16 protein-coding genes, 1 tRNA gene and 3 pseudogenes are annotated in these 19,530 nt (G+C 65.6%); 12 read left to right on the top strand and 8 right to left on the bottom strand.

What is annotated here, in order from left to right; translation table 11 throughout:
* Positions 1 to 97, top strand: a pseudogene (locus IT41_RS20745) (IS5/IS1182 family transposase); the annotation flags it as partial.
* A gap of 30 nt (positions 98 to 127) precedes the next feature.
* Here the strand turns inward: IT41_RS20745 and oppB are convergent.
* The 4 genes and pseudogenes from oppB to IT41_RS12520 all read right to left on the bottom strand — a co-directional run.
* Positions 128 to 439: pseudogene (gene oppB, locus IT41_RS12505) on the bottom strand (oligopeptide transporter permease); the annotation flags it as partial.
* A gap of 86 nt (positions 440 to 525) precedes the next feature.
* A complete protein-coding gene (locus tag IT41_RS12510; protein ID WP_036741880.1) occupies positions 526 to 2,130 on the bottom strand; it encodes a peptide ABC transporter substrate-binding protein in 1,605 nt (534 codons plus the stop codon).
* A gap of 407 nt (positions 2,131 to 2,537) precedes the next feature.
* On the bottom strand, positions 2,538 to 2,936 hold the full coding sequence (locus IT41_RS20750; protein ID WP_139221698.1) for a hypothetical protein: 399 nt from the start codon (positions 2,934 to 2,936) through the stop codon (positions 2,538 to 2,540).
* Between the two features lie 350 nt (positions 2,937 to 3,286).
* Positions 3,287 to 3,679 carry a thiol-disulfide oxidoreductase DCC family protein gene (locus IT41_RS12520; protein ID WP_036741882.1) on the bottom strand — a complete coding sequence of 131 codons (393 nt, stop codon included), beginning with the start codon at positions 3,677 to 3,679 and terminating at the stop codon, positions 3,287 to 3,289.
* An 87-nt stretch (positions 3,680 to 3,766) separates the two neighbouring features.
* Between IT41_RS12520 and IT41_RS12525 the strand changes: the two genes are divergently transcribed.
* Positions 3,767 to 5,215, top strand: a complete 1,449-nt coding sequence (locus IT41_RS12525) for an HTTM domain-containing protein (protein ID WP_052081501.1) — start codon at positions 3,767 to 3,769, stop codon at positions 5,213 to 5,215.
* Positions 5,216 to 5,259: 44 nt separating this feature from the next.
* On the opposite strand, the pseudogene IT41_RS20020 reads toward IT41_RS12525, so the two are convergent.
* Both IT41_RS20020 and IT41_RS12530 read right to left on the bottom strand, forming a co-directional pair.
* Positions 5,260 to 5,504 (bottom strand): annotated as a pseudogene (locus tag IT41_RS20020) (IS21 family transposase); the annotation flags it as partial.
* 211 nt (positions 5,505 to 5,715) lie between these two features.
* Positions 5,716 to 5,792 (bottom strand) — tRNA-Met (locus IT41_RS12530).
* A 290-nt stretch (positions 5,793 to 6,082) separates the two neighbouring features.
* On the opposite strand from IT41_RS12530, the gene IT41_RS12535 reads away from it, so the two are divergent.
* From IT41_RS12535 to IT41_RS12570, 8 genes are all read left to right on the top strand, one after another.
* Positions 6,083 to 6,826, top strand: coding sequence for a GntR family transcriptional regulator (locus tag IT41_RS12535; RefSeq protein WP_074948128.1), 744 nt, complete (start codon positions 6,083 to 6,085; stop codon positions 6,824 to 6,826).
* Positions 6,823 to 8,802, top strand: a complete 1,980-nt coding sequence (locus IT41_RS12540) for a metallophosphoesterase family protein (RefSeq protein WP_052081503.1) — start codon at positions 6,823 to 6,825, stop codon at positions 8,800 to 8,802. Before IT41_RS12535 ends, IT41_RS12540 begins: the two co-directional genes overlap by 4 nt.
* 157 nt (positions 8,803 to 8,959) lie before the next feature.
* Entirely contained in the window at positions 8,960 to 9,937 is a 978-nt protein-coding gene (locus IT41_RS12545; protein ID WP_036741888.1) for a Bug family tripartite tricarboxylate transporter substrate binding protein, read from the top strand.
* Between the two features lie 81 nt (positions 9,938 to 10,018).
* Positions 10,019 to 10,501, top strand: coding sequence for a tripartite tricarboxylate transporter TctB family protein (locus IT41_RS12550; protein ID WP_036741890.1), 483 nt, complete (start codon positions 10,019 to 10,021; stop codon positions 10,499 to 10,501).
* Complete coding sequence (locus tag IT41_RS12555) at positions 10,498 to 12,003, top strand: tripartite tricarboxylate transporter permease (protein WP_036741892.1); 1,506 nt, start codon at positions 10,498 to 10,500, stop codon at positions 12,001 to 12,003. The genes IT41_RS12550 and IT41_RS12555 overlap by 4 nt, the downstream gene beginning before the upstream one ends.
* A 380-nt stretch (positions 12,004 to 12,383) precedes the next feature.
* Positions 12,384 to 12,809, top strand: coding sequence for a hypothetical protein (locus tag IT41_RS12560; RefSeq protein WP_052081504.1), 426 nt, complete (start codon positions 12,384 to 12,386; stop codon positions 12,807 to 12,809).
* Complete coding sequence (locus tag IT41_RS12565; RefSeq protein ID WP_036741893.1) at positions 12,806 to 13,060, top strand: hypothetical protein; 255 nt, start codon at positions 12,806 to 12,808, stop codon at positions 13,058 to 13,060. Before IT41_RS12560 ends, IT41_RS12565 begins: the two co-directional genes overlap by 4 nt.
* Positions 13,061 to 13,156: 96 nt before the next feature.
* A complete protein-coding gene (locus IT41_RS12570; protein ID WP_036741895.1) occupies positions 13,157 to 15,487 on the top strand; it encodes a Tex family protein in 2,331 nt (776 codons plus the stop codon).
* Positions 15,488 to 15,551: 64 nt separating this feature from the next.
* On the opposite strand, the gene pdxY is transcribed toward IT41_RS12570, so the two are convergent.
* Together pdxY and IT41_RS12580 are read right to left on the bottom strand one after the other, a co-directional pair.
* Positions 15,552 to 16,388 (bottom strand): pyridoxal kinase, encoded by an 837-nt coding sequence (pdxY, locus tag IT41_RS12575; RefSeq protein WP_036741897.1) that lies wholly within the window; start codon positions 16,386 to 16,388, stop codon positions 15,552 to 15,554.
* The gene (locus tag IT41_RS12580; RefSeq protein WP_036741899.1) at positions 16,385 to 17,125 is read right to left on the bottom strand and encodes an MOSC domain-containing protein; all 741 of its coding nucleotides are present in this window, start codon (positions 17,123 to 17,125) and stop codon (positions 16,385 to 16,387) included. Before IT41_RS12580 ends, pdxY begins: the two co-directional genes overlap by 4 nt.
* A gap of 253 nt (positions 17,126 to 17,378) precedes the next feature.
* On the opposite strand from IT41_RS12580, the gene IT41_RS12585 reads away from it, so the two are divergent.
* Both IT41_RS12585 and IT41_RS21335 read left to right on the top strand, forming a co-directional pair.
* Complete coding sequence (locus IT41_RS12585) at positions 17,379 to 18,878, top strand: alkaline phosphatase (RefSeq protein WP_036741901.1); 1,500 nt, start codon at positions 17,379 to 17,381, stop codon at positions 18,876 to 18,878.
* 188 nt (positions 18,879 to 19,066) lie between these two features.
* Entirely contained in the window at positions 19,067 to 19,516 is a 450-nt protein-coding gene (locus IT41_RS21335; RefSeq protein WP_175496420.1) for a hypothetical protein, read from the top strand.
* The last annotated feature ends 14 nt before the right edge of the window (positions 19,517 to 19,530 follow it).

The raw sequence follows: 19,530 nt of genomic DNA on the forward strand, positions 1-19,530 counted from the left end.
GCTGGCAAAGGATTGGGAGAAATCCATCGAGAGCGCAGAGGCATGGGTTCTCATCGCACATATCAGGCGCATGACCAGGGCAATCGCAACAGATTGAAATCATTCATCTCGTTTTGAATCTGGCTCTGAGCGTGCCATAGGTCAGCGTGACCGGAAAGCCGGCGGCGATCAGGTCGTTCACGCTGCGGTCGGGATAGACGAAGCTGGGGCCGAAATCGAAATGCAGCACGATCCCGGTCAGATAGTTCCAGATCTGCAGCCAAAGCGGGTCGTCCAGCCCGTATTTCGCGTTCAGATTGGCCAGCACCTGCGGCGGCAATTCGCGTTCCAGCGAGAATGGTCCGCCCGGCGCCAGATGCATCAGGATGAAGGAAAAGACGATCAACAGCAGCAGCGTCGGTATCGCTACCGCCAGGCGTCGCATGACGAATGCGAACATGGCGCGTGCCTCCCTGCGGAATCATGTCGCCCCCCGGGGGCGGTGATCGTGGCCGGACGGGGCCGGCCATGATCGCGCGGGTGTCGTTACTCGGCGACGCGATACATGTCCTTGGCGTACCAGCTGCTCATCACGTTCTCGAGCGGCACGCCGCGCAGGTCGGCATTGATCATCTGAGCCTGCGCATAGTGATAGGCCGGGGCCAGCGGCATGTCGGCGATCAGCAGCTGTTCGGCCTGCCTGTACAATTCGGCCGGGTTCTCGGCGGTCGCGGCCTGATCCAGCAGCGCGTCATATTCGGGGTTGGAATATTTGCCCTGATTGTAGCCGCCCGAGCGGAAGTAATCGAGGAAGGTCGAGGCCTCGTTGTAATCGCCGCACCAGGCATAGCGGGCGACCTCGAAATCCTGGTTGTTCAGCCGGTCGATATGCACCTTCCATTCGTAATTGTTCAGCGTCACGTTGACGCCGATCGCCTTCCAGAACTGCTGCACGGCGATGGCCAGCTTCTTGTGATCCTCCGAGGTGTTGTACTGGATCGTCAGGCTCAGCGGGTTGTCGGGGCCGTAACCCGCCTCGGCCAGAAGCGCCTTTGCCTTTTCCACCCGCTCGGGCTGGGTCCAGCCGGCCATCTCGATCTCGGGCGGCTCAAAGCCCTCGATCGCCCAATGGGTCCAGTAATAGGCCGGCTTCTGGCCGCCCTGCAGGATCCGCTCGACGATGATGTCGCGATCCACCGCATAGGACAGCGCCTGCCGCACGCGCAGATCCTTCAGCGCCTCGGGGCCCTTGTCGGACAGGTTGAACAGATAGGAATAGGAGCAGGCCCAGGGGGTCGAGACCGCCTGATCGGGATATTCCTTCTGCAGCCGCGGGAACTGGCCGGCGGGCAGGGTGTTCATCCAGTCGATTTCGCCCGCGAGATAGCGGGTCAGGCCGATATTCTGGTCGTTGACGGTGACGAAGGTCACCCTGTCCATGATCGTATTGGCCGCGTCCCAGTAATTCTCGTTCCTGACCGCCGTTGCCTGCACGCCAAGCTCGTGGCTTTCCAGCACATAGGCGCCATTGCCGACCAGCTTGCCGGGCTGGGTCCAGGCGTCGCCCTCGGCCTCGATGACCTTTTGCGGGGCGGGGTAGGTGGTCGAATGCGACAGGGTTTTCAGGAAATAGGGGGTCGGCTTCGACAGCGTGACCTCCAGCGTCCTGTCGTCCACGGCCCTGGCGCCCAGCTCCTCGGGGGGCTTCTCGCCGGCCACGATCTCGGCGGCATTGGTGATGTTCATCAGCTCGATGAACCAGGCATATTCCGAGGCCGTCGCCGGGTTGGCCGCGCGCTGCCAGGCATAGACGAAATCGCCCGCGGTGACCGGATCGCCATTCGACCATTTCGCCTCGCGCAGATGGAAGGTGTAGGTCAGCCCGTCCTCGCTGACCTCCCAGCTTTCGGCGGCGCCGGGGATCATGGCGCCCTTGGCATCCTCGTTCAGCAGCCCCTCGAACAGCTGCCGGATCAGGTCGGAATCGGTGCGCGAGGAGGTCAGCTGCGGATCCAGCGACTTGATCGCATCGAGGATCCAGAAATCAAGTGACTGGTCTTCGGCCAGCTGCTCGCCCTCGGCCGGGGTGGCGGCAAAGGCGGGCAGAGCAAGCACGGCGGCCAGCGCCGTGGCGATGAATAACTTGGTCATGATTTCTCTCCAGGTTGTGTCCGGGGCGTCTTCGCGCCGTTATGCAATCAGCTTATTCCAACTGAAATCCGGGGCAAGAAACTTCGTCGCCTGTTACGCGACGTGAGTTCGCGGCCGGCACCGGCGCCCGTGCCGGAATCGGAGGCTGAGAAAAATTTCTTTGTAATACAGATATTTGCGCCCAAAGCGGTGGCAGCGCGCCGCCGCTGCCGGCCGGGCGTGAAAGGCGTTCAGCCCGGTCGCGCGTGGCGCATGCTTCGCCGCTGGAGCGCCGCATTTCCGCAGCGTCAAGATGTTTTCTGCGCCGCCGCAGGCTTCCATCGCCATCGGAGAGGGCGGCGAAATCAGCGAAGAAAGACGGCCCCTGATTATCAGGGGCCGCACAGGCCGGGCCGGATACACTGGGTTCAGGACAGTCCCGGCGCGCAGGGTGCGAACCGGCCAAGCCCGAGCCTGGCCGGATGCGCGGGATCAATCGTCGTCGTCACTGCCACCGCGGCCGCCGCCGTCATCGCCACCGCGACCGCCACGGCCACCGCCGTCATCGCCACCGCGCCCGGCACCGCCACGCCCGGCGCCGCCACGCCCGCCGCCATCATCGTCATCGCCGCCGCGCCCTGCGCCGCCGCGCCCTGCGCCGCCACGCCCGCCGCCGTCATCATCATCGCCGCCGCGCCCGGCAGCGCCGCGGCCACCGCCGTCATCATCATCGCCGCTGCGCCCGACGCCGCCGCGGCCACGGCCACCGCCGTCATCGTCATCGCCGGCGCGCCCGCCCCCGGCACGGCCGCCACGGCCACGGTCATCATCATCGTCCGAGGCCAGCCGGCGCGCGTCCGAGCGCGACAGCCCCTGTCCGCCGTTCCGGCCCCAGAGCTGGTTGGCCCCGTCGGTGCCGAAGGTTCTCTGCAGCTCGCGATAGGACAGTTGACCATCCCGGTTTCTGTCGATGTCGGAAAACTGCGCCGATTGCGCCGATGCGGCACCGCCGAGCGTCAGCAGCGCGACCGCGCCGAGCGCGGCGAAAGCGATCTTTCTGGTCATGGAAGTCTCCTGCTTGCTATCTGGAAACCAGGGTTCCCGGTTGTTGCGGCCCGGCCATTTCGGCTGGCTCGCAGGGTATTACGCGTCACGCACCGCCCTTATTCCGACCGGATCAGAATTTTTCCGGGCCACCGATCCGCCGGCGCCGGGCAAGGTGCAGCCAGAGCCGCCTGCCGCGCACGAGCCAGGGATAGAGCACCGAGGCCAGGCGGGGCGAACGGAACAGCCAGCGCTGGATCCGGTTGAAAACCCCGCCGGTGCTGGACAGCAGCGCCAGAACATGCACCGCCTGCGCCCCGGTATAGCGCCTGCCGCCCCACAGGATGACCATACCCTCATCGAGGTCGATCCCCGCCGCCTGCGCCTCGGCCACGCGGGGATCATCCGATCTGGCATCGACCAGTTCCACCAGCCGGCCCGCCTCGCGCAGGCGCAACAGCGTCACATAGGCGCTGCAGAACGGGCACTCGCCGTCATATATGATGGTCAGGCGTTCCGCGGGCATGGTCTGCTCCTGTTTGTTCGCGTATGGGGAATACGCGCCCGGCTCATCCGTAATTCCCCTGAAAGCACAAGATTTGGGGAAAGTTCCATGACGACCCGCCCGCAACCCATCGCGCGCATCGCTGATGCGCTTGCCCGCCCGGTCCCGGCCCTGTCGCTGGCGGCATTCCGTATCGCGCTAGGCGCCCTGCTGGTCTGGGATTGCTGGCGCTTTTTCAGGGGCGACCGGATCTGGCGATATTACGTCGCGCCCGAGTTCAATTTCACCTATGGCGGCTTCGGCTGGGTCAAGCCGCTGCCCGAGCCCTGGATCCATCTGGCCTGGCTGGCGGTGGGACTATTTGCCCTCCTGGTGATGCTGGGGCTGTTCTATCGCGTCGCGATCGTCGCGCTGACGCTGACCTTCGGCTATTTCTTCCTGCTGGACAAGGCCGAGTATCTCAATCATTTCTACCTTGTCCTGCTGTTTCTGGTGCTGATGTGCTTTCTGCCGGCGCATCGGGCGATGTCCCTGGACGCGCGACTGTTCCCGCGGATCCGCGCCACGCATATCCCCTATGCCGCCGTCTTCATCCTGCGCGCGCAGATGGAGATCATGCTGATCTATGCCGGGCTGGTCAAGCTGACGCCGGACTGGCTGGCCGGCGAGCCGCTGGGCCTGTGGCTGCGCGAGCAGCGCGATGATCTGATCTTCGGGCCGCTGTTTCAGTATGACTGGGTGATCCTGGCAGGCGCCTGGGGGACCGTCGCGCTGCATCTGGCCGGTGCGCCGCTGCTGCTGTGGAGGCGCACGCGCCTGCCCGTATTCCTGGTCTATTGCGTGTTTCACACCGCCAACGCGATGTTCTTCAATATCGGCATCTTTCCCTGGCTGACCATCGCGGCGACGACGATCTTTTTCGCGCCCGACTGGCCGCGTCGCCTTGCGCGCTGGTGCCATGCCCGGTTCGAGGATCTGCCTGCGCCTCTGCCGCAGCCCGCGCCCGTCGCGCGTGCGCTGCCGGCCATGGTTCTGATCGCCATGGCGGGATGGCTGGCGGTGCAGGTCGCGCTGCCGCTCCGGTCCACCGCCTTTCCGACCGAGGTGCGCTGGTCCGGCGACGGGCACCGCTTTTCCTGGCGGATGCGCATCTACGACAGGCAGGCGGAAGGCGTCTTTCACGTCAGGTCGGGCGAACAGGAATGGCAGGTCGATCCGAATGATTACCTGACCTGGCGGCAGGCCCAGAAGATGCTGGTGCGCAGCGACATGGTTCACCAGTTCGCCGGCTATCTGGAAAGCCGCTGGCGCGAGGCCGGTCATCGCGATGTCGAGGTGCGGGCCGAGATCTGGAAATCCCTCAACGGCCGCCCGCCGCAGCTTTTCATCGACCCGGATGTCGATCTGACCGCCGCCGCCCCGAGCGTATGGCGCGCGGATCCCTGGGTTCTGCCGCTGAACGAGCCGGTCTGGGGCGTCGCCCGCAACCGGCCCGACGATCCGAGCCTGCAAACGGCGCCCGCAGAACCGGCAAATGCCGTCGCGCGCGGATCATAGGCGCATAAGGCGCGGCGCGGGCCGCAACAGGCGACCGGCCCGTGCGTCCCATCCGGCAGGATCTTCGCCTCCAGGCAGCGGTCGTTGTCGTAGAGAGCAGACTGCGGAACCACCCCGAAGAAGGCAAAGGCATGGATGTGCCCGTCTAGCCAGGCTTCGGCCCCGCCGCAGGGTAGGCCCGGACATAGCACGCGTCGCTGTGCGGCAGGTCCAGCACGAAGAAATGCGCCTTCTGCTCGACACCTCCGATCCGAACCCTTGCCTCGCCAAAGTCGGCCTGCGCGTGGCCCGGGGACTAACTCTGTCCAAAACCAGAGAATCCAGCCCGTCCGCCCCAAGAGCCTGACAGAACAAAGAAAAACGGGGGTATCGGGCGTTGTTGTGTCTGCGCCGAGATGAGAGAAGGCGGGTCAAATGATACTCGAGTGATACCCGAGAGCGGATAGTTGCAGGCCAGGCATCCGCGCCCATCTTCAACTTACTGAAAGTACGTGAAAATTTGGTAGCGGAGGAGGGACTTGAACCCCCGACACGCGGATTATGATTCCGCTGCTCTAACCAACTGAGCTACTCCGCCACGAGTGCAGGGGATTTACGTTGGCCGGCGCAGGGCGTCAAGGGGCCATGGCGGACAAACTCACGGCCCGGGTCCGATTTTCTCGCGGGGCGAGAAGGGTGACGTTTTCGGGTTATTCCGCCATTGTGACCGACCTGCGGCAAGCCGAGGGTCAGATATGGCCGCCTGGAAGCTCCGAGGCGGCAAGGCTGACGGCACGGGAAGGCCAGAGCGTCAATCGCCTTCAACTCCAACAAGGCGCTTGTCAATCATTCTATCATTATAATAACATCACCTATAGGGAGCGAATCATGAATGTCAAACAGCCGAAAGAGCCCAGAACCCAGGGTCCGTTGTACCTGCAGCTTGCCACGACGCTGCGGCGCGAGATCGCGAATGGCGTCCTGAAAGCCGGGCAGAAACTGCCGACGATCGCGGCCATGGCCGAGGCCAAGGGCGTCTCGGTCATCACGGTGCGCCAGGCCATCGAGGTCCTGGAGGCCGAGGATCTGCTGCGCCGCCATCAGGGCAAGGGCACATTCGTCACCGAAGCGCCCAAGGTCGCGACCTCGCTGACGCTGCGCTCGGACTGGGGATCGCTGCTTGAGCATCTCGAGGGCAAGCGTCCGACGCTGATCAAGATGGTCGACAAGGTGGCCACGCCGATGCTGGACCCGCGGCTGGGCCGGTTGGAGCCGGAATACCGCTTCATGCGCCGCGTTCACACCTATGACGACCTGCCCTATGCGCTGATCAATATCTATCTCAGCCAGCGTATCGCCGATCTCGCCCCGCAAGCCTTCGAGGAGGGCATGGTGATCTCGCAACTGTCGCGCATGCCCGAGGCGCGCATCGCGCGGATGCAGCAGCGCATCTCCTTTACCACCGCCGATGCCGAAACGGCCGAGCTGCTGAATCTGCCCGCCAATGCCGCCATCGGCGACGTGCTGCGCGTCATCACCGATGCCGACGGCCAGGCGATCTATATCGGCCAGACCCGTTATCGCGGCGATTTCGTCCATCTTGAATTCGATATCCAGGAGCCCCCAAAATGAACAAGCGACCGGAAGGCAAAGCCCTGTTCAAAGTCTCGATCGTCTCGGACACCCATGTGAATGAGCGCGAGGACTTCTCGGCCTCGCCCTATCCGGCCAATGCCGAGGCCAATCCCCGCGCCCGGCATGTCTTTGCCCAGATCAATGCCGTGAACCCGGCCTTCGTGATCCATCTGGGCGATATGATCAATCCGGTCCCCGAACTGCCCAGCTATGTCGAGGCGGCGCAGGAGTTCCATAACCTCGCCAAAGAGCTCAAGGCCCCGCTGCATATGGTGCCCGGCAATCACGACATCGGCGACAAGCCGGTCAGCTGGATGCCCGCCGGCATGGTCTGCGGCGAATATATTGCGCTTTATCGCAAGCATTTCGGCAAGGATTACTTTGCCATCAAGCATGAGGACTGCCATTTCATCGTCATCAACTCGCCGCTGATCAACTCGGGCGATCCGGCGGAAGAGGAACAGAGGATCTGGCTGGAAGGGTATCTGGCCGCGCATCGCGGCAAACGGATGTTCCTGTTCAGCCATTACCCGATCTATGTCAGCGACCCCGCCGAACCCGAAAGCTACGACAATATCGGCCAGCCGGGGCGCGGCTGGCTGCTGGGTCTGATCCGCGATTACAAGCCCGAGGCGGTGTTTACCGCCCATGTCCACAACTTCTGGTATGACGTCATCGGCGAGACGGAATATTACGTCCTGCCGTCGACCTGCTTCGTGCGCCACGACTATGCCGAGATGTATCGCATCGATGGCGGCGACCAGAAGGGCCGCAACGATGCCGCCAAGCTGGGTTTCCTGACGCTGGACGTGCATGAAAAGGGCCATGTGGCGCATTATCACCGCAGCTATGGCGCCACTCTGGCGCCGGGGGCCGAACTCGCCGATCCGGTCGTCGCCCGCCCGCATGCCAAGACCAGCCGTCCCGACAATATCTTCGTCGACATGCGCCATGGCTGGGCCGAGGAAATGACCGTCGCGCCCTCGGGCGCGGTCGATGAATTCCGCCGCAAGATCGCGCGCAACGACTATCCCGTCATGGCCCTGTGGGAAATGGGGCTGCGCGGGCTGCGGGTGCCGATCCAGGATCTGATGGACCCGCGCATCCGTCGCCGGATGGAGTTGATGGCCGGAGTGGGCAGCCGCTTTCAGGTCTATCTCTACGGCATGCCGGACAAGGATGAGGCCGCGATGCTTGGCGCGCATGCCGGCCTTGTCTCGCAGCTGGAACTGGTCCTGGGCTGGGATCAGGTGCCTGCGCTGTCCGGGGAAATCCGCGCGCTGAAACAGGCCACGGGCCTGCGCATCATCCTGTCGCGGGTCAACCGCAAGGACGGCGCCAAACATTCCGGCGGTCGCTTCAACCATCTGATCAGCCACGGCTTTACCCTGTCCGAGCTGGATGAGCTTGAGGCTTTCCTGTCGGATCATCCGGGCCTTGTCGATGGCATCCAGTTCACCGCGCCGCGATCCGAATGCCCATGGGCTTCGGCCCGCGCGCTGTCCGGTTTCGCCGGGAAAACGGGCACCCGCCCGGTGCTTTATGTCAAATCGACCGAGGCCAGCCCGGCCGAGGAACAGCCCGACGAGATCGCCAATGCCGAACGCTTCGCGCTGGCGATGATGGCGGGTATCGGAACCGGGGTGGATGTCGTTCTGGACACGCTGGATGATGCCGACCGCGGATATTTCACCCGTACCGGGCTGATCGACCGCCGCTTCAATCCGCGGCTGGCGGGCCAGCTTCTGTCCGCCATCGTCGAAACGGCGGGCCCCCGCGACTGGCGCGCCCGGGAAACGCCCGGCTACCTGTCCGAGGCCGGAACCGGCAGGACCCTGCGGGTGGTCCGCGCCGGCGATCTGGCGGGGGCAGGGGGCCGCTGGATCTGCCCCGAAACCGGCCGCAGCGGTCCGGCAAATGACGATTCACGCCGGTCATCTTCGGCCCTGTTGCTGATGGAAGAGGACGGCTGAGCAGTTCCCGGCCCCTCCCGCCGGGACGGAGGGCGGGCGGGGCCGGCCAGACAAAAAACCTACCGGCAGCCGCGAATGACCGCGGCCCCGGCCACGCAAGCGGGCCCCGCGCGGGCCCCGATGGGGTGTGCTTGCCCCGCTTCAATGGGAGGAGAGAATGAAAGCAGGACTTCTGGGAATTGTCGGGGCGATGACGATGGCGGTTTCGGCCCCGATGGCAAGGGCCGAATATCCCGAACGCCCGATCACCATGATCATCCCCTATGGCGCCGGCGGCACGACCGATCTTTCCGCGCGCACCATCTCCGAGCCGCTGGGCAAGGCGGTGGGGCAGCCGCTGGTCATGTCGAATATCGCGGGGGCCGGGGGCGCGACCGGCACGGTGGCGGTCAAGAACGCCTCGGCCGATGGCTACACCATGCTGTTCGGTCGCGTCGGGCCGCATTCGGTCAGCCCAGCGATGAAGGCGATGCTGCCCTATACGCTGGACGATCTGCGCTTTGTCGCGGTCTATGAGATCAATCCCATCGTCTGCGTGGTGGACCCGAAAAGTGGCATCCAGACCGTCGAGGATCTGGTCGCCAGGGTCGGCGAGGGCGGCGTCACCTACAGCTCGTCCGGGGTCGGCTCGCTGCAACAGATCGCGGCGGTGATGGTGCTGCGCGAATTCGGGGTCGAGGATCCCGTCGGCGCCGCCACGCATATTCCGCAGAAAAGCGATGGCGAGGCGGCGACCTCGGTGCTGAACGGCACGGCAACCTTTCTGTGCACCAATTCCTCGCCGCTGGCGGGCTTCGTCAAGGCCGGTCAGCTGCATCCGCTGCTGACGACCAGCGAAGAGCGGCTCGAGGGCTTCGACGCCCCCTCGGCGACCGAGCTGGAAAAGCCGGCACTGACCCGGCTTGTCGGCTGGACCGGCATCGCAGGCCCGGCCGATCTGCCCGATGAACTCGTCGCGCAATGGAGCGGCTGGCTCGCCACCGCCACCGAGGACCCACGGTTCCGCCAGCGGATGGAGGCCAGCGGCTCGATCATCGAGCTGATGTCGCCGGAAGATTCCGACAGCTTCATTCGCGGCCAGTACGAGGCGATCAGGGCGCTGGTCGATGAGCTGGGGATGCGGATCGAAGGCTAGACACCGCCAATATGCCGGCCTGGCGGGCACGGCCCGCCGGCCTTCATCCGGGGTCTCATCCCCGCAGCAACGGGTTGCAGCATGCAAAACCTTCACCGACAATTGCTTATCGGCCTTGTCGCCGTCGCGATGGGGGCGTTTCTGGCGCTGGTCGCGATTCCGAACTGGGTCAGCGCGCCCGACAAGGTGCCTCATATCGTTTTGTCGCCGCTGTTCTGGCCTTATACCATCGCCGGCCTGCTTGTTCTCAGCGGTGTCGGTCTGGTCCTGAGCGGCAGATATTCGGACGAGATCTTCAACGCGGATGAAACGCGCATACCCGGCGCCATGAAGCGGATCCTGATATTCGCGGCCATCGCCATCGCCTATGTCCGCCTGATCCCGCTGATGGGCATGGTCTGGGCGTCGATCCTTGCTTTCGGCGCGACCGTGTCCCTGCTGCGCCCCGGCCATCCCAGGCTGGCGATCATCTGCGCCGTGCTTTTCCCGCTGATCCTGTATGTATTCTTCGCCCATATCGCCGGAGTCGCGGTGCCGCAGGGCAAATTTGTGAGGCTGCCATGAGCATGATGGACAACCTTGCGGCCGGCTTCGGGCTGGTCGCCAATTTTCAGGCGATCCTGTCGCTTCTGATCGGGGTCGTCATCGGCACCATCGGCGGCGCGGTCCCCGGCATCTCGGTGACGATGAGCGTGGCGCTGGCGCTGCCCTTTACCTTCGCGATGGCGCCGATCAACGGCATTCTTCTGTTGCTGGGGGTCTACAAGGGGGGCGTCTTCGGCGGCTCGATCCCTGCGATCCTGATCAAGACGCCGGGCACCCCGGCCTCCAGCGCCACGGTGCTGGACGGCTATCCCATGGCCGAAAAGGGCGAGGCGGGGCGCGCGCTTGGCATGGCGCTGTGGGCCTCCTGCACCGCCGACATGATCTCGAACCTGTCGCTGATCCTGTTCGCGGGCTTTCTGGCATCCTTTGCGCTGAGCTTCCGGCCGCCCGAATTCTTTACGCTGATCCTGTTTTCGCTGACGATCATTTCGGGCGTATCGGGAAAAAGCATGCTGCGCGGCGCATTGTCGGCCGTCCTGGGCCTGATGCTTGCCACGGTCGGGCTGGACCTGATCTATGGCACCAACCGCTTTACCTTCGGCAATCCGAACCTCATGGGCGGGCTGAACTTCATTGCCGTGCTGATCGGCCTGTTCGCCATCCCCGAGATCATGGCCGTGATCTGGTCGCCCGGCGACGAGCATGGCCGCGCCCGCGGGCTGGGCGCCAACCGGGTCAGCCTTGCCGATTACCGCCGTTGCTTTAAGGCGATCCTGCGCGGCAGCACGATCGGGGTGATCCTGGGCTCGATCCCCGGCATCGGCGCGGCACCCTCGGCCTTTCTCTCCTATAGCGAGGCGCGGCGCAAATCGCCCCATCGCGAGAATTTCGGCAAGGGCGAGATCGAGGGCGTCGCCGCCGCCGAAGCCGGCAATAACGGTGTTGCCGGCGCGACGCTGATCCCGCTGCTGTCGCTGGGGATTCCGGGCGATGTGATTACCGCGATCATCATCGGCGCCTTCATGATCCACGGGCTGCAACCGGGGCCGCTGATGTTCGTGACCAATGCGGATCTGATCTATGGCCTGTTCATCGGCTTGATCCTGTCGTCGGTCTTTCTGTTCGTGGTCGGCTCGGCGGCGATCCGGGTGTTCAAATATGTCGCGGACATTCCCCGTTCGATCCTGTTCCCCGGGGTCCTGGTCCTGTGTGTCTACGGGGTTTTTGCGGTCAACAATACCATCTTCGATATCGGCGTCATGTTCGCGATGGGTGCGGTGGGTTTTTTGATGCTGCGCAATGACATCCCGGCGGCCCCCTTCCTTATCGCCTATATCCTGGGCCCGCTGCTCGAGGACAATTTCCGGCAGGCGATGCTGATGTCCGGGGGCTCGCCCTGGATCCTGTTCAGCACGCCGATCACCTGGATCTTCTGGGCACTGACCTTGTTCAGCATTGTTGCGATCATCCGCGCGGCGATGACGTCGAACAGGCAAGAGCAGGGCAGCATGGGGTTCTGACCGCGCCGGGTGCAAGACGAAAGAGGGACCGGGCCAGGAACGGATGGCCCGGTCCCGGGTATTACACGGCCAGATTCGTCAGGTTGGTGAAATTTCCCGGATGGTCTGGGATGCGGCGGGTGAAGCTGGTCATTTCCCTGCCGCACCGGCCACGGGATGACCGCCTCCGGCCCGATGATTGTAAGGAAAGTGGTTTTATTACAGGTATTTGACTCCGATTCCATGCCTGCCCTGCACCTGTCCTAAAGGCCAACTGTTCACAAGGGCCCAGATCGTCTTTAGTGTGCGATATTGGTAAGAATTACAATTTGTGGTGGTGAGTTATGTTGGTAGAGTCGAAACCTTGGCACGCAATCCAGGCGCGCCCCGATCCGGGCGCAATGTCCGGCCGGCCTCCTGTCGCGCTTGTTCCCGCGGGCGAATTCAACCTGCCGGATTTTGCTGCAAGCCATGCGGATTGGTGCGATCTGGGCTTTTCCATCTGCGAGGGCTATCTGATCGAGGCGCAGAACCTGTTCCTCGAAGGCGACCCGGACGGGTTCCGCGAGATGGCCGAGGCGCAGTTCGATACCGAGCTTGAGGATGAGACCCTGGCCCATGCGAATGCCCTGCTCAGCGGCCTTTCTTTCCGTCGTCTCGCCGGCGAGATTCTGGCGGTGACCAGCGGCCGGCGGGCGGCCGGATTGAACTGGTGGAGCCTGGCCAATCTTTACCGCGCCATGGAAACGACCAAGGGGGATATGCGCATGCCGCGCCTTGATCCTGAATTCGAGAAACGGCTGCGCGCCGCGATGGTCCTGTCGTGAGTCTGGCGGATCATTTCGGGTTTTTCGCGCTGGCGGGGGGCCGGGCACGCGCGGCGCGCGACAGCCTGCAGCCGCTGCGCCGGCAGATTTCGGCGCTGCACCGGCAGATCAGGGCCGAGCACACGATCCCGGTCACGATGGAGGCCGCCAGCTGGCAGGCGGGATACCTGTCGCTTTGGGGCGATATGCCCGCGACCGAGGATGACGAGGACGAGCCCGACAAGATGCCGGACGATCTGGAATTCTTCTGACGCGGCCGGGTCATTTGCGCTGACGGTCTTGCAGGTGCTTGGCGGAGGCGCCGCGACGGGCTATTGAGGCAGCCCGAACCGTCAGAGGATGCCCGCGTGACCGCAGCCGACCGTATTGCCCGCATTATCGCCAGTGAAATCAGCGCCAGCCCCGCGCAGGTCAGCGCCGCGACCGAACTGCTGGACGGGGGCGCGACGGTGCCCTTCGTCGCGCGCTACCGCAAGGAGGTCACCGGCGGGCTGGACGACACGCAGCTGCGCAACCTTGCCGAACGGCTGACCTATCTGCGCGAGCTCGAGGCGCGCCGCGCCGCGATCCTCGAATCGATAAGGGGGCAGGGCAAGCTCACCGATGATCTGGCGCGCGCCATTGCCGGCGCCGCGACCAAGGCCACGCTGGAAGATATCTACCTGCCCTATAAGCCCAAGCGCCGCACCAAGGCGATGATCGCGCGCGAGAACGGGCTGGAGCCTTTGCTGCGCGCCATTCAGGAGGACCGCGGGGCCGAGCCCGAGGCGCTGGCGGCGGGCTATCTCTCGGATGCGGTGCCGGATGTGAAGGCCGCGCTGGACGGGGCGCGTGACATCCTGGTCGAGGAACTCAGCGAAAATGCCGGCCTGCTGGGCCGGCTGCGCGAATTCATGCAGGCCGAGGCGATCATCAGCGCGAAACTGGCCGAGGGCAAGGAGCAGGTCGGCGCCAAGTTCAGCGATTATTTCGACCATGCCGAGAAATGGTCCGCGATCCCCGCCCATCGGGCGCTGGCCATCCTGCGCGGCGCCAAGGAAGAGGTGCTGACCATCGAGATCGCGCCCGAGCCGGAAACCGGCGCCGCCCGGGCCGAGGGGATCGTGGCTGCGGCCCTGGGCCGTCTGGGCGATGCGCCGGGCGACAAATGGCTGCGCAAGGTCGCGGGCTGGTGCTGGCGGGTGCGGTTGTCGAATACCATGTATATCGACCTTTTGACCGAGTTGCGCCTGCGCGCCCATGCCGAGGCGATCCGGGTCTTTGGCCGCAATCTCAAGGATCTGCTGCTGGCCTCGCCGGCCGGGGCGCGGCCGACCATCGGGCTGGATCCGGGCATCCGCACGGGTGTCAAGCTGGCCGCCGTGGACGCGACCGGCAAGCTGGTCGAGACCGCGACGCTTTACCCGTTTCCGCCGAAATCCGATCTGCGCGGGGCCGAGGCGGCGCTGGCCGCCGCGATCGCCCGCCACAAGGTCGAGCTGATCGCCATCGGCAATGGCACCGCCAGCCGCGAGACCGAGCGTTTCGTGGGCGATGTCCTGAAACGCCTGCCTGCGGGGGTGAAGGCGCCGCTCAAGGTGATCGTCAGCGAGGCCGGGGCCTCGGTCTATTCGGCCTCGGAACTGGCGGCGCGGGAATTTCCCGATCTGGACGTGTCCTTGCGCGGGGCGGTCTCGATCGCGCGGCGCCTGCAGGACCCGCTGGCGGAACTGGTCAAGGTGCCGCCCGAATCCATCGGCGTCGGCCAGTACCAGCACGATGTCGACCAGCGCCAGCTTGCCAAGACGCTGGAGGCGGTGGTCGAGGATGCGGTGAACGCGGTGGGGGTCGATCTTAACACGGCCTCGGCGCCCTTGCTTGCACATGTCGCGGGGCTGGGGCCGTCGCTGGCGCAATCCATCGTCGCGCATCGCGATGCGGCGGGGGCGTTCCCGTCGCGCGCGGCGCTGAAAAAGGTGGCCGGGCTGGGGCCGCGCGCATTCGAGCAATGCGCGGGCTTCCTGCGTATCCGGGACGGGGATGAGCCGCTCGATGCCTCCTCCGTCCACCCCGAGGCTTATGGCGTCGCGCGCCGGATCGTCGCCGCCTGCGGCCGTGACATCCGCCAGATCATGGGTGATGGCGCGGCGTTAAAGGGGCTGCGCGCCGAGCAGTTCGTGGACGAAAGCTTTGGCCTGCCTACGGTGCGCGACATTCTGGCGGAACTGGAAAAGCCCGGACGCGACCCGCGTCCCAGCTTCGTGACGGCGAGCTTTGCCGAGGGGGTCGAGGATATCAAGGACCTGAAACCCGGCATGAGCCTTGAGGGTACGGTGACCAATGTCGCGGCCTTCGGCGCCTTTGTCGATATCGGCGTGCATCAGGACGGGCTGGTGCATATCAGCCAACTGGCCGACCGTTTCGTCAAGGATCCGAACGAGGTGGTCAAGGTCGGCGATGTGGTCCGGGTTCGCGTGACCGAGGTCGATGTGGCGCGCAAGCGGATCGGCCTGACCATGCGCAAGGATGGCGGCGCCGGCGCGCGCGATGCGCGGCCGGGGCGCGCCCCGGGCGGCGGCAAGCCGCAATCGGGCGGCCCGAAATCCGCTGGCCCGAAATCCGCCGGCCCGCAAGGCGGCGGGCAGGAGCTTGGCGCCCTGGGCGCGTCGCTGATGGATGCGCTGAAGAGGAAGCGCTGAGGGGGGCTCTGCCCCCATCCCTGCGGGATTCCCCCGGGATATTTGGACGTGAAAGAGAACAGGCTCAGGGCTGCAGCAGCGCGGCGCGGAAATCCACGTCCGACAGCACCACCTCTTTCGCGCCCAGTTCCGCCGCCCGCGACAGCGCGCGCGAGGTCTGGGTCTGCGCGAACTCGACCGCCTGCGCCAGCGCCCGGCCGCGTCCCAGGCCGGCGACGATCAGCCCGGCGAACAGATCCCCCGTGCCCGCCATGGCGACCGGCAGATGCGGCGTCGGGTGGCGGCTGATGCCGCCGGGGGCGAGGATCACGGTTTCCAGCATGCCCGGCAGCGTCTCGGCCAATGCGCAGCCGGTGGCGACCAGCGTCGCCCCGGGTGCCATGCGCAGCGCTTTTGCCGCGCGCGGCAGGTCGGCCAGGTCGCGGATCGGCTGGCCGGTCAGATAGCCGATCTCGAACGGGTTCGGACTGGCGATATCGGCCAGCGGCAGAAGCCTGTCCCTGAGCACCTGGGCAATCGCCTCGGGGACGTAGAGTCCGGGGGCCTCGTCCCCCATCACCGGGTCGCAGAAATAGCGAAGGCGCGGGTTCGCGGTCTTCGCGCGGGCGACGAAATCCGCGATCATATCGGCGATTTCGACCGAGCCGATATAGCCGGTCAGGATGAAATCGGCGCGCTGCGGCAGGGCGCGGTCCCAGGCGCCCTGCAGCAGGTCGGCAAAGAAATCGGCGGGCAGGGCCCTTCCGCGCAGCGTCGGATATTCGGGCGTGTTCGAGAACACGACCGTGGGGATCGCCGCGACCTCGAGCCCTGCGGCCTGCATCGGAAAGACGGCGGCGGAATTGCCGACATGGCCCAGAACCACCTGGCTCTGGATCGAGATGACCAGAGGCGGGGTCATGCGCCCCCCTCCAGCCGTTTCGACCAGTCCTCGACGCGTCCGCTTTCAAGGCGGCGGCGGGCATGGCGGCGCCAGCCCTCGGCCAGCAGATCCAGCCCGGCGATGCCCTGAAGCTCGGTCAGGTTCATCCGGTCCACGTAAAGCGCCCGCCACAGCCGGTGGAGCGTCCAGTCCGGCGCGAGGCGGTCGATCAGCTCCAGCCGGTCGCCCGGCGCCACCCGGCCCGGTTGCAGGACGCGGTAATACCAGCCCGTCCGGCCGCTGTCCTGAACCCGCCGCGCTATGTCCGGCACGCCGAAACGATGCGACAGTTTCCAGCAGGGCTGTCGCCCCTGGCTGACCTGGATCAGCGCGCCGCCGAGCCGGAAGACATCGCCGACCGCGACGGTCTTTTCGGTCATGCCCAAGGTCGAGAGATTCTCTCCAAAAGCGCCGGGGGCATCCAGCAAGGCCGCTGTTTCCTTCATGCCCGGCTGTTCGATCGCAGGCGTACCCCCCGTCGGGACGGGGTCCTGTGATGCGAGTTCGGCCCGCCATGCCGGGTAGTGATCGAACGGGTAGTGATGCACCGCCTTTTCCGGCCCGCCATGCACGCGCCGGTCGGCCTGTTCGTCGCCGTCGAGCCCTTCGGGGCCAAGGTGCAGGGGCTGCGTGACCGGCTGCTTGTCGATGCCGCTTTTCTGGTCGCTGCCGGGCAGGGGCGCGGCGCGGCCGGTCAACAGGGTTATTGCGGGCATGACATCCTCGGGCGTTATTCCTCGACAGATTAGCCAAAGCGCGCCCGGGCTCAAGAGCGCCCCTTGGGCGGGGCGCGCTTGCAATCAGGGCCGCGGGTCTTGCGCGGATCCCGCGCCGCCGCCGGCGACGGGGTCGGCATTTGTCACGCGAGTCACGGAACTGTCGTGATTCCGACGCCGAACTGTCACCTGCGCCAGCTACGCGGAAAATGCGCCTGTCTTGGCGCCGCATTCCAGTTTTCCCGAGGACCCCATGAAAATCCAACTTCATACGCTGATGGCTGGCGCATCCGTTCTGGCGCTGGCTTCGATGGCCACGGCGCAGGACAATCTGCCGCAGGCCGATGATTCCTACTTCATGGCTGCGCAGGAAGAGCTCGCCCGCAAGATCGCCGACCAGCCGAATGTCGGCAGGGCGAAAAACGTCGTGCTGTTCGTCGTCGACGGCATGTCGATCCCGACCATCTCGGCCGCCCGCATCTTCGAAGGGCAGAGCCGCGGTGTCGACGGCGAATCGAACGTGCTCGCGTTCGAGGAACTGCTGCCCTATACGGCGCTGTCCAAGACCTATACCCATGACGCGCAGGTCGCCGATTCCGCGCCGACCGCGACCGCCATCGTTTCGGGCATCAAGTCGCTGAACGGCACCATCGGCGTCGACCAGAACACCAAGCTGGAGGATTGCGCCAGCCAGAAGGGCAACGAGGTCACCACGATCTTCGAACTGGCCGAGGCGGCCGGGCTGTCCACCGGCGTCGTCTCGACCGCGCGCATCACCCATGCGACGCCGGCCGCGACCTATGCCAAGGTCGCCGGGCGCGACTGGGAAGCCGACAGCGATCTGTCCGAAGAAGCGGTGCAGAACCAGTGCAAGGACATTGCCGCGCAGCTGATCGACTGGCCTGCCGGCGACGGGTTCGAGGTCATTCTGGGCGGCGGCCGCAGCAATTTCATGCTCGACAGCCAGGCCGATCCCGAGGACAGTTCCAAGACCGGATCGCGCAAGCAGCGCGACCTGGTGGCGGAATGGACCGCGGCGCATAATGACGGCGCCTATGTCTGGAACAAGGAGCAGTTCGACGCCATCGACATGGCCAATACCAACCGCGTCCTTGGCCTGTTCAACGCCAGCCACATGCAATACGAGGCCGACCGCGAGGGCGATGCCGGGGGCGAGCCCTCGCTGGCCGAAATGTCCTCGAAGGCGATCGACATGCTGTCGAGGGATGAGGACGGCTTTGTGCTGATGGTCGAAGCCGGCCGCGTCGATCACGCCCACCATGCCGGCAATGCCGCCCGCGCGCTGATGGATACGGTCGAGGTCGCCGCGGCCGTTCAGGCTGTCTATGAAAAGGTTGATCCGGCCGAGACGCTGATCATCCTGACCGCCGACCATTCCCACACCATGGCCTTTTCCGGCTATCCGGCGCGCAACAACCCGATCCTCGGGATTGCAGGCACTGCCGATGACGAAAAGCCCTATACCACGCTGGGCTATGCCAACGGCCCCGGCGCCAAGGCCGAGGGCGGGCGCGACGACCTGACCAATACCGACACCACCGCGCTGGACTATCTGCAGCAGGCGCTGGTGCCGCTGGAGGAAAGCGAAACCCATGCCGGCGACGATGTGGCGATCTTTGCTCAGGGGCCCTGGGCGCATCTGTTCCACGGCACGGTCGAGCAGAACCTGATCTATCATGTCATGGAGCAGGCCACCGGCCTGGCCACCCGCGCGGCGCTGTCCGCCATGTAATCCAGCCCCGGACCGGGTAATCCGATCGCGCCGCCGGGCCAGCAGCCCGGCGGCGCTTTTCCGTCCGCCGCCACCGCGCGCCGCCCCGTTACGGCCTGCCCTGCGCCTGCGGCCGATTGCCCCTTTCGCCGATCGGCGTTTTCTGGCACCTGAGGCGGCACGGATTTCATGGCGGGCGGATGGTCGCGTTGCAGGCAGGGAAACAGGGCTGGCCGGGTCGCCCCGCGGTGACGCGGGTCCGCTTGCTTGCGCTGCGGCCGGTGACGCGCCTGCTGGGCTGGCTGGGCGTGCTGCCCTTTGTGCTGCTGTCGCTGATCGTGCAGGGCGCGATGCTGGACCGCGATCCGGTCGGCGGCGTGACGATGGTACTTTGCGCCGGGGGCGAGACGGTCGAGATGATCATGGCCGCCGATGGCAGCCTGCGCCACAAGACCGCCGAGGACGAACTTCCGCATGGCGACGCGCCGCGTTGCGACTGGGCCGCGCATGCGCAGCCGCTGCTCGGGGCCGGGGGCCTTGCCGGGCCGGCCATGGCGGCGGTCGTTTTGCCGCTGCGCTTCTCGTTGCGGGTGCCGGGGCATCTGCGGCGGATGGACCTGCCCGTGCCCTCGGCGCGGGACCCGCCCGCCGCCGTCTGAATCCATCGTGAAGC

It is taken from the genome of Paracoccus halophilus, assembly GCF_000763905.1.
Classification (GTDB): Bacteria; Pseudomonadota; Alphaproteobacteria; order Rhodobacterales; family Rhodobacteraceae; genus Paracoccus; species Paracoccus halophilus.

What these genes read in the sequence shown, in the direction of transcription:
- pdxY (WP_036741897.1), bottom strand. Translation starts at nt 16,388, where the DNA reads ATGACCCCGCCTCTGGTCATCTCGATCCAGAGCCAGGTGGTTCTGGGC.
- IT41_RS12545 (WP_036741888.1), top strand. Translation starts at nt 8,960, where the DNA reads ATGAAAGCAGGACTTCTGGGAATTGTCGGGGCGATGACGATGGCGGTT.
- IT41_RS12560 (WP_052081504.1), top strand. Translation starts at nt 12,384, where the DNA reads ATGTCCGGCCGGCCTCCTGTCGCGCTTGTTCCCGCGGGCGAATTCAAC.
- IT41_RS12540 (WP_052081503.1), top strand. Translation starts at nt 6,823, where the DNA reads ATGAACAAGCGACCGGAAGGCAAAGCCCTGTTCAAAGTCTCGATCGTC.
- IT41_RS12535 (WP_074948128.1), top strand. Translation starts at nt 6,083, where the DNA reads ATGAATGTCAAACAGCCGAAAGAGCCCAGAACCCAGGGTCCGTTGTAC.
- IT41_RS12510 (WP_036741880.1), bottom strand. Translation starts at nt 2,130, where the DNA reads ATGACCAAGTTATTCATCGCCACGGCGCTGGCCGCCGTGCTTGCTCTG.
- IT41_RS12555 (WP_036741892.1), top strand. Translation starts at nt 10,498, where the DNA reads ATGAGCATGATGGACAACCTTGCGGCCGGCTTCGGGCTGGTCGCCAAT.
- IT41_RS12580 (WP_036741899.1), bottom strand. Translation starts at nt 17,125, where the DNA reads ATGCCCGCAATAACCCTGTTGACCGGCCGCGCCGCGCCCCTGCCCGGC.
- IT41_RS20750 (WP_139221698.1), bottom strand. Translation starts at nt 2,936, where the DNA reads ATGACCGTGGCCGTGGCGGCCGTGCCGGGGGCGGGCGCGCCGGCGATG.
- IT41_RS12525 (WP_052081501.1), top strand. Translation starts at nt 3,767, where the DNA reads ATGACGACCCGCCCGCAACCCATCGCGCGCATCGCTGATGCGCTTGCC.
- IT41_RS12520 (WP_036741882.1), bottom strand. Translation starts at nt 3,679, where the DNA reads ATGCCCGCGGAACGCCTGACCATCATATATGACGGCGAGTGCCCGTTC.
- IT41_RS12550 (WP_036741890.1), top strand. Translation starts at nt 10,019, where the DNA reads ATGCAAAACCTTCACCGACAATTGCTTATCGGCCTTGTCGCCGTCGCG.
- IT41_RS12585 (WP_036741901.1), top strand. Translation starts at nt 17,379, where the DNA reads ATGAAAATCCAACTTCATACGCTGATGGCTGGCGCATCCGTTCTGGCG.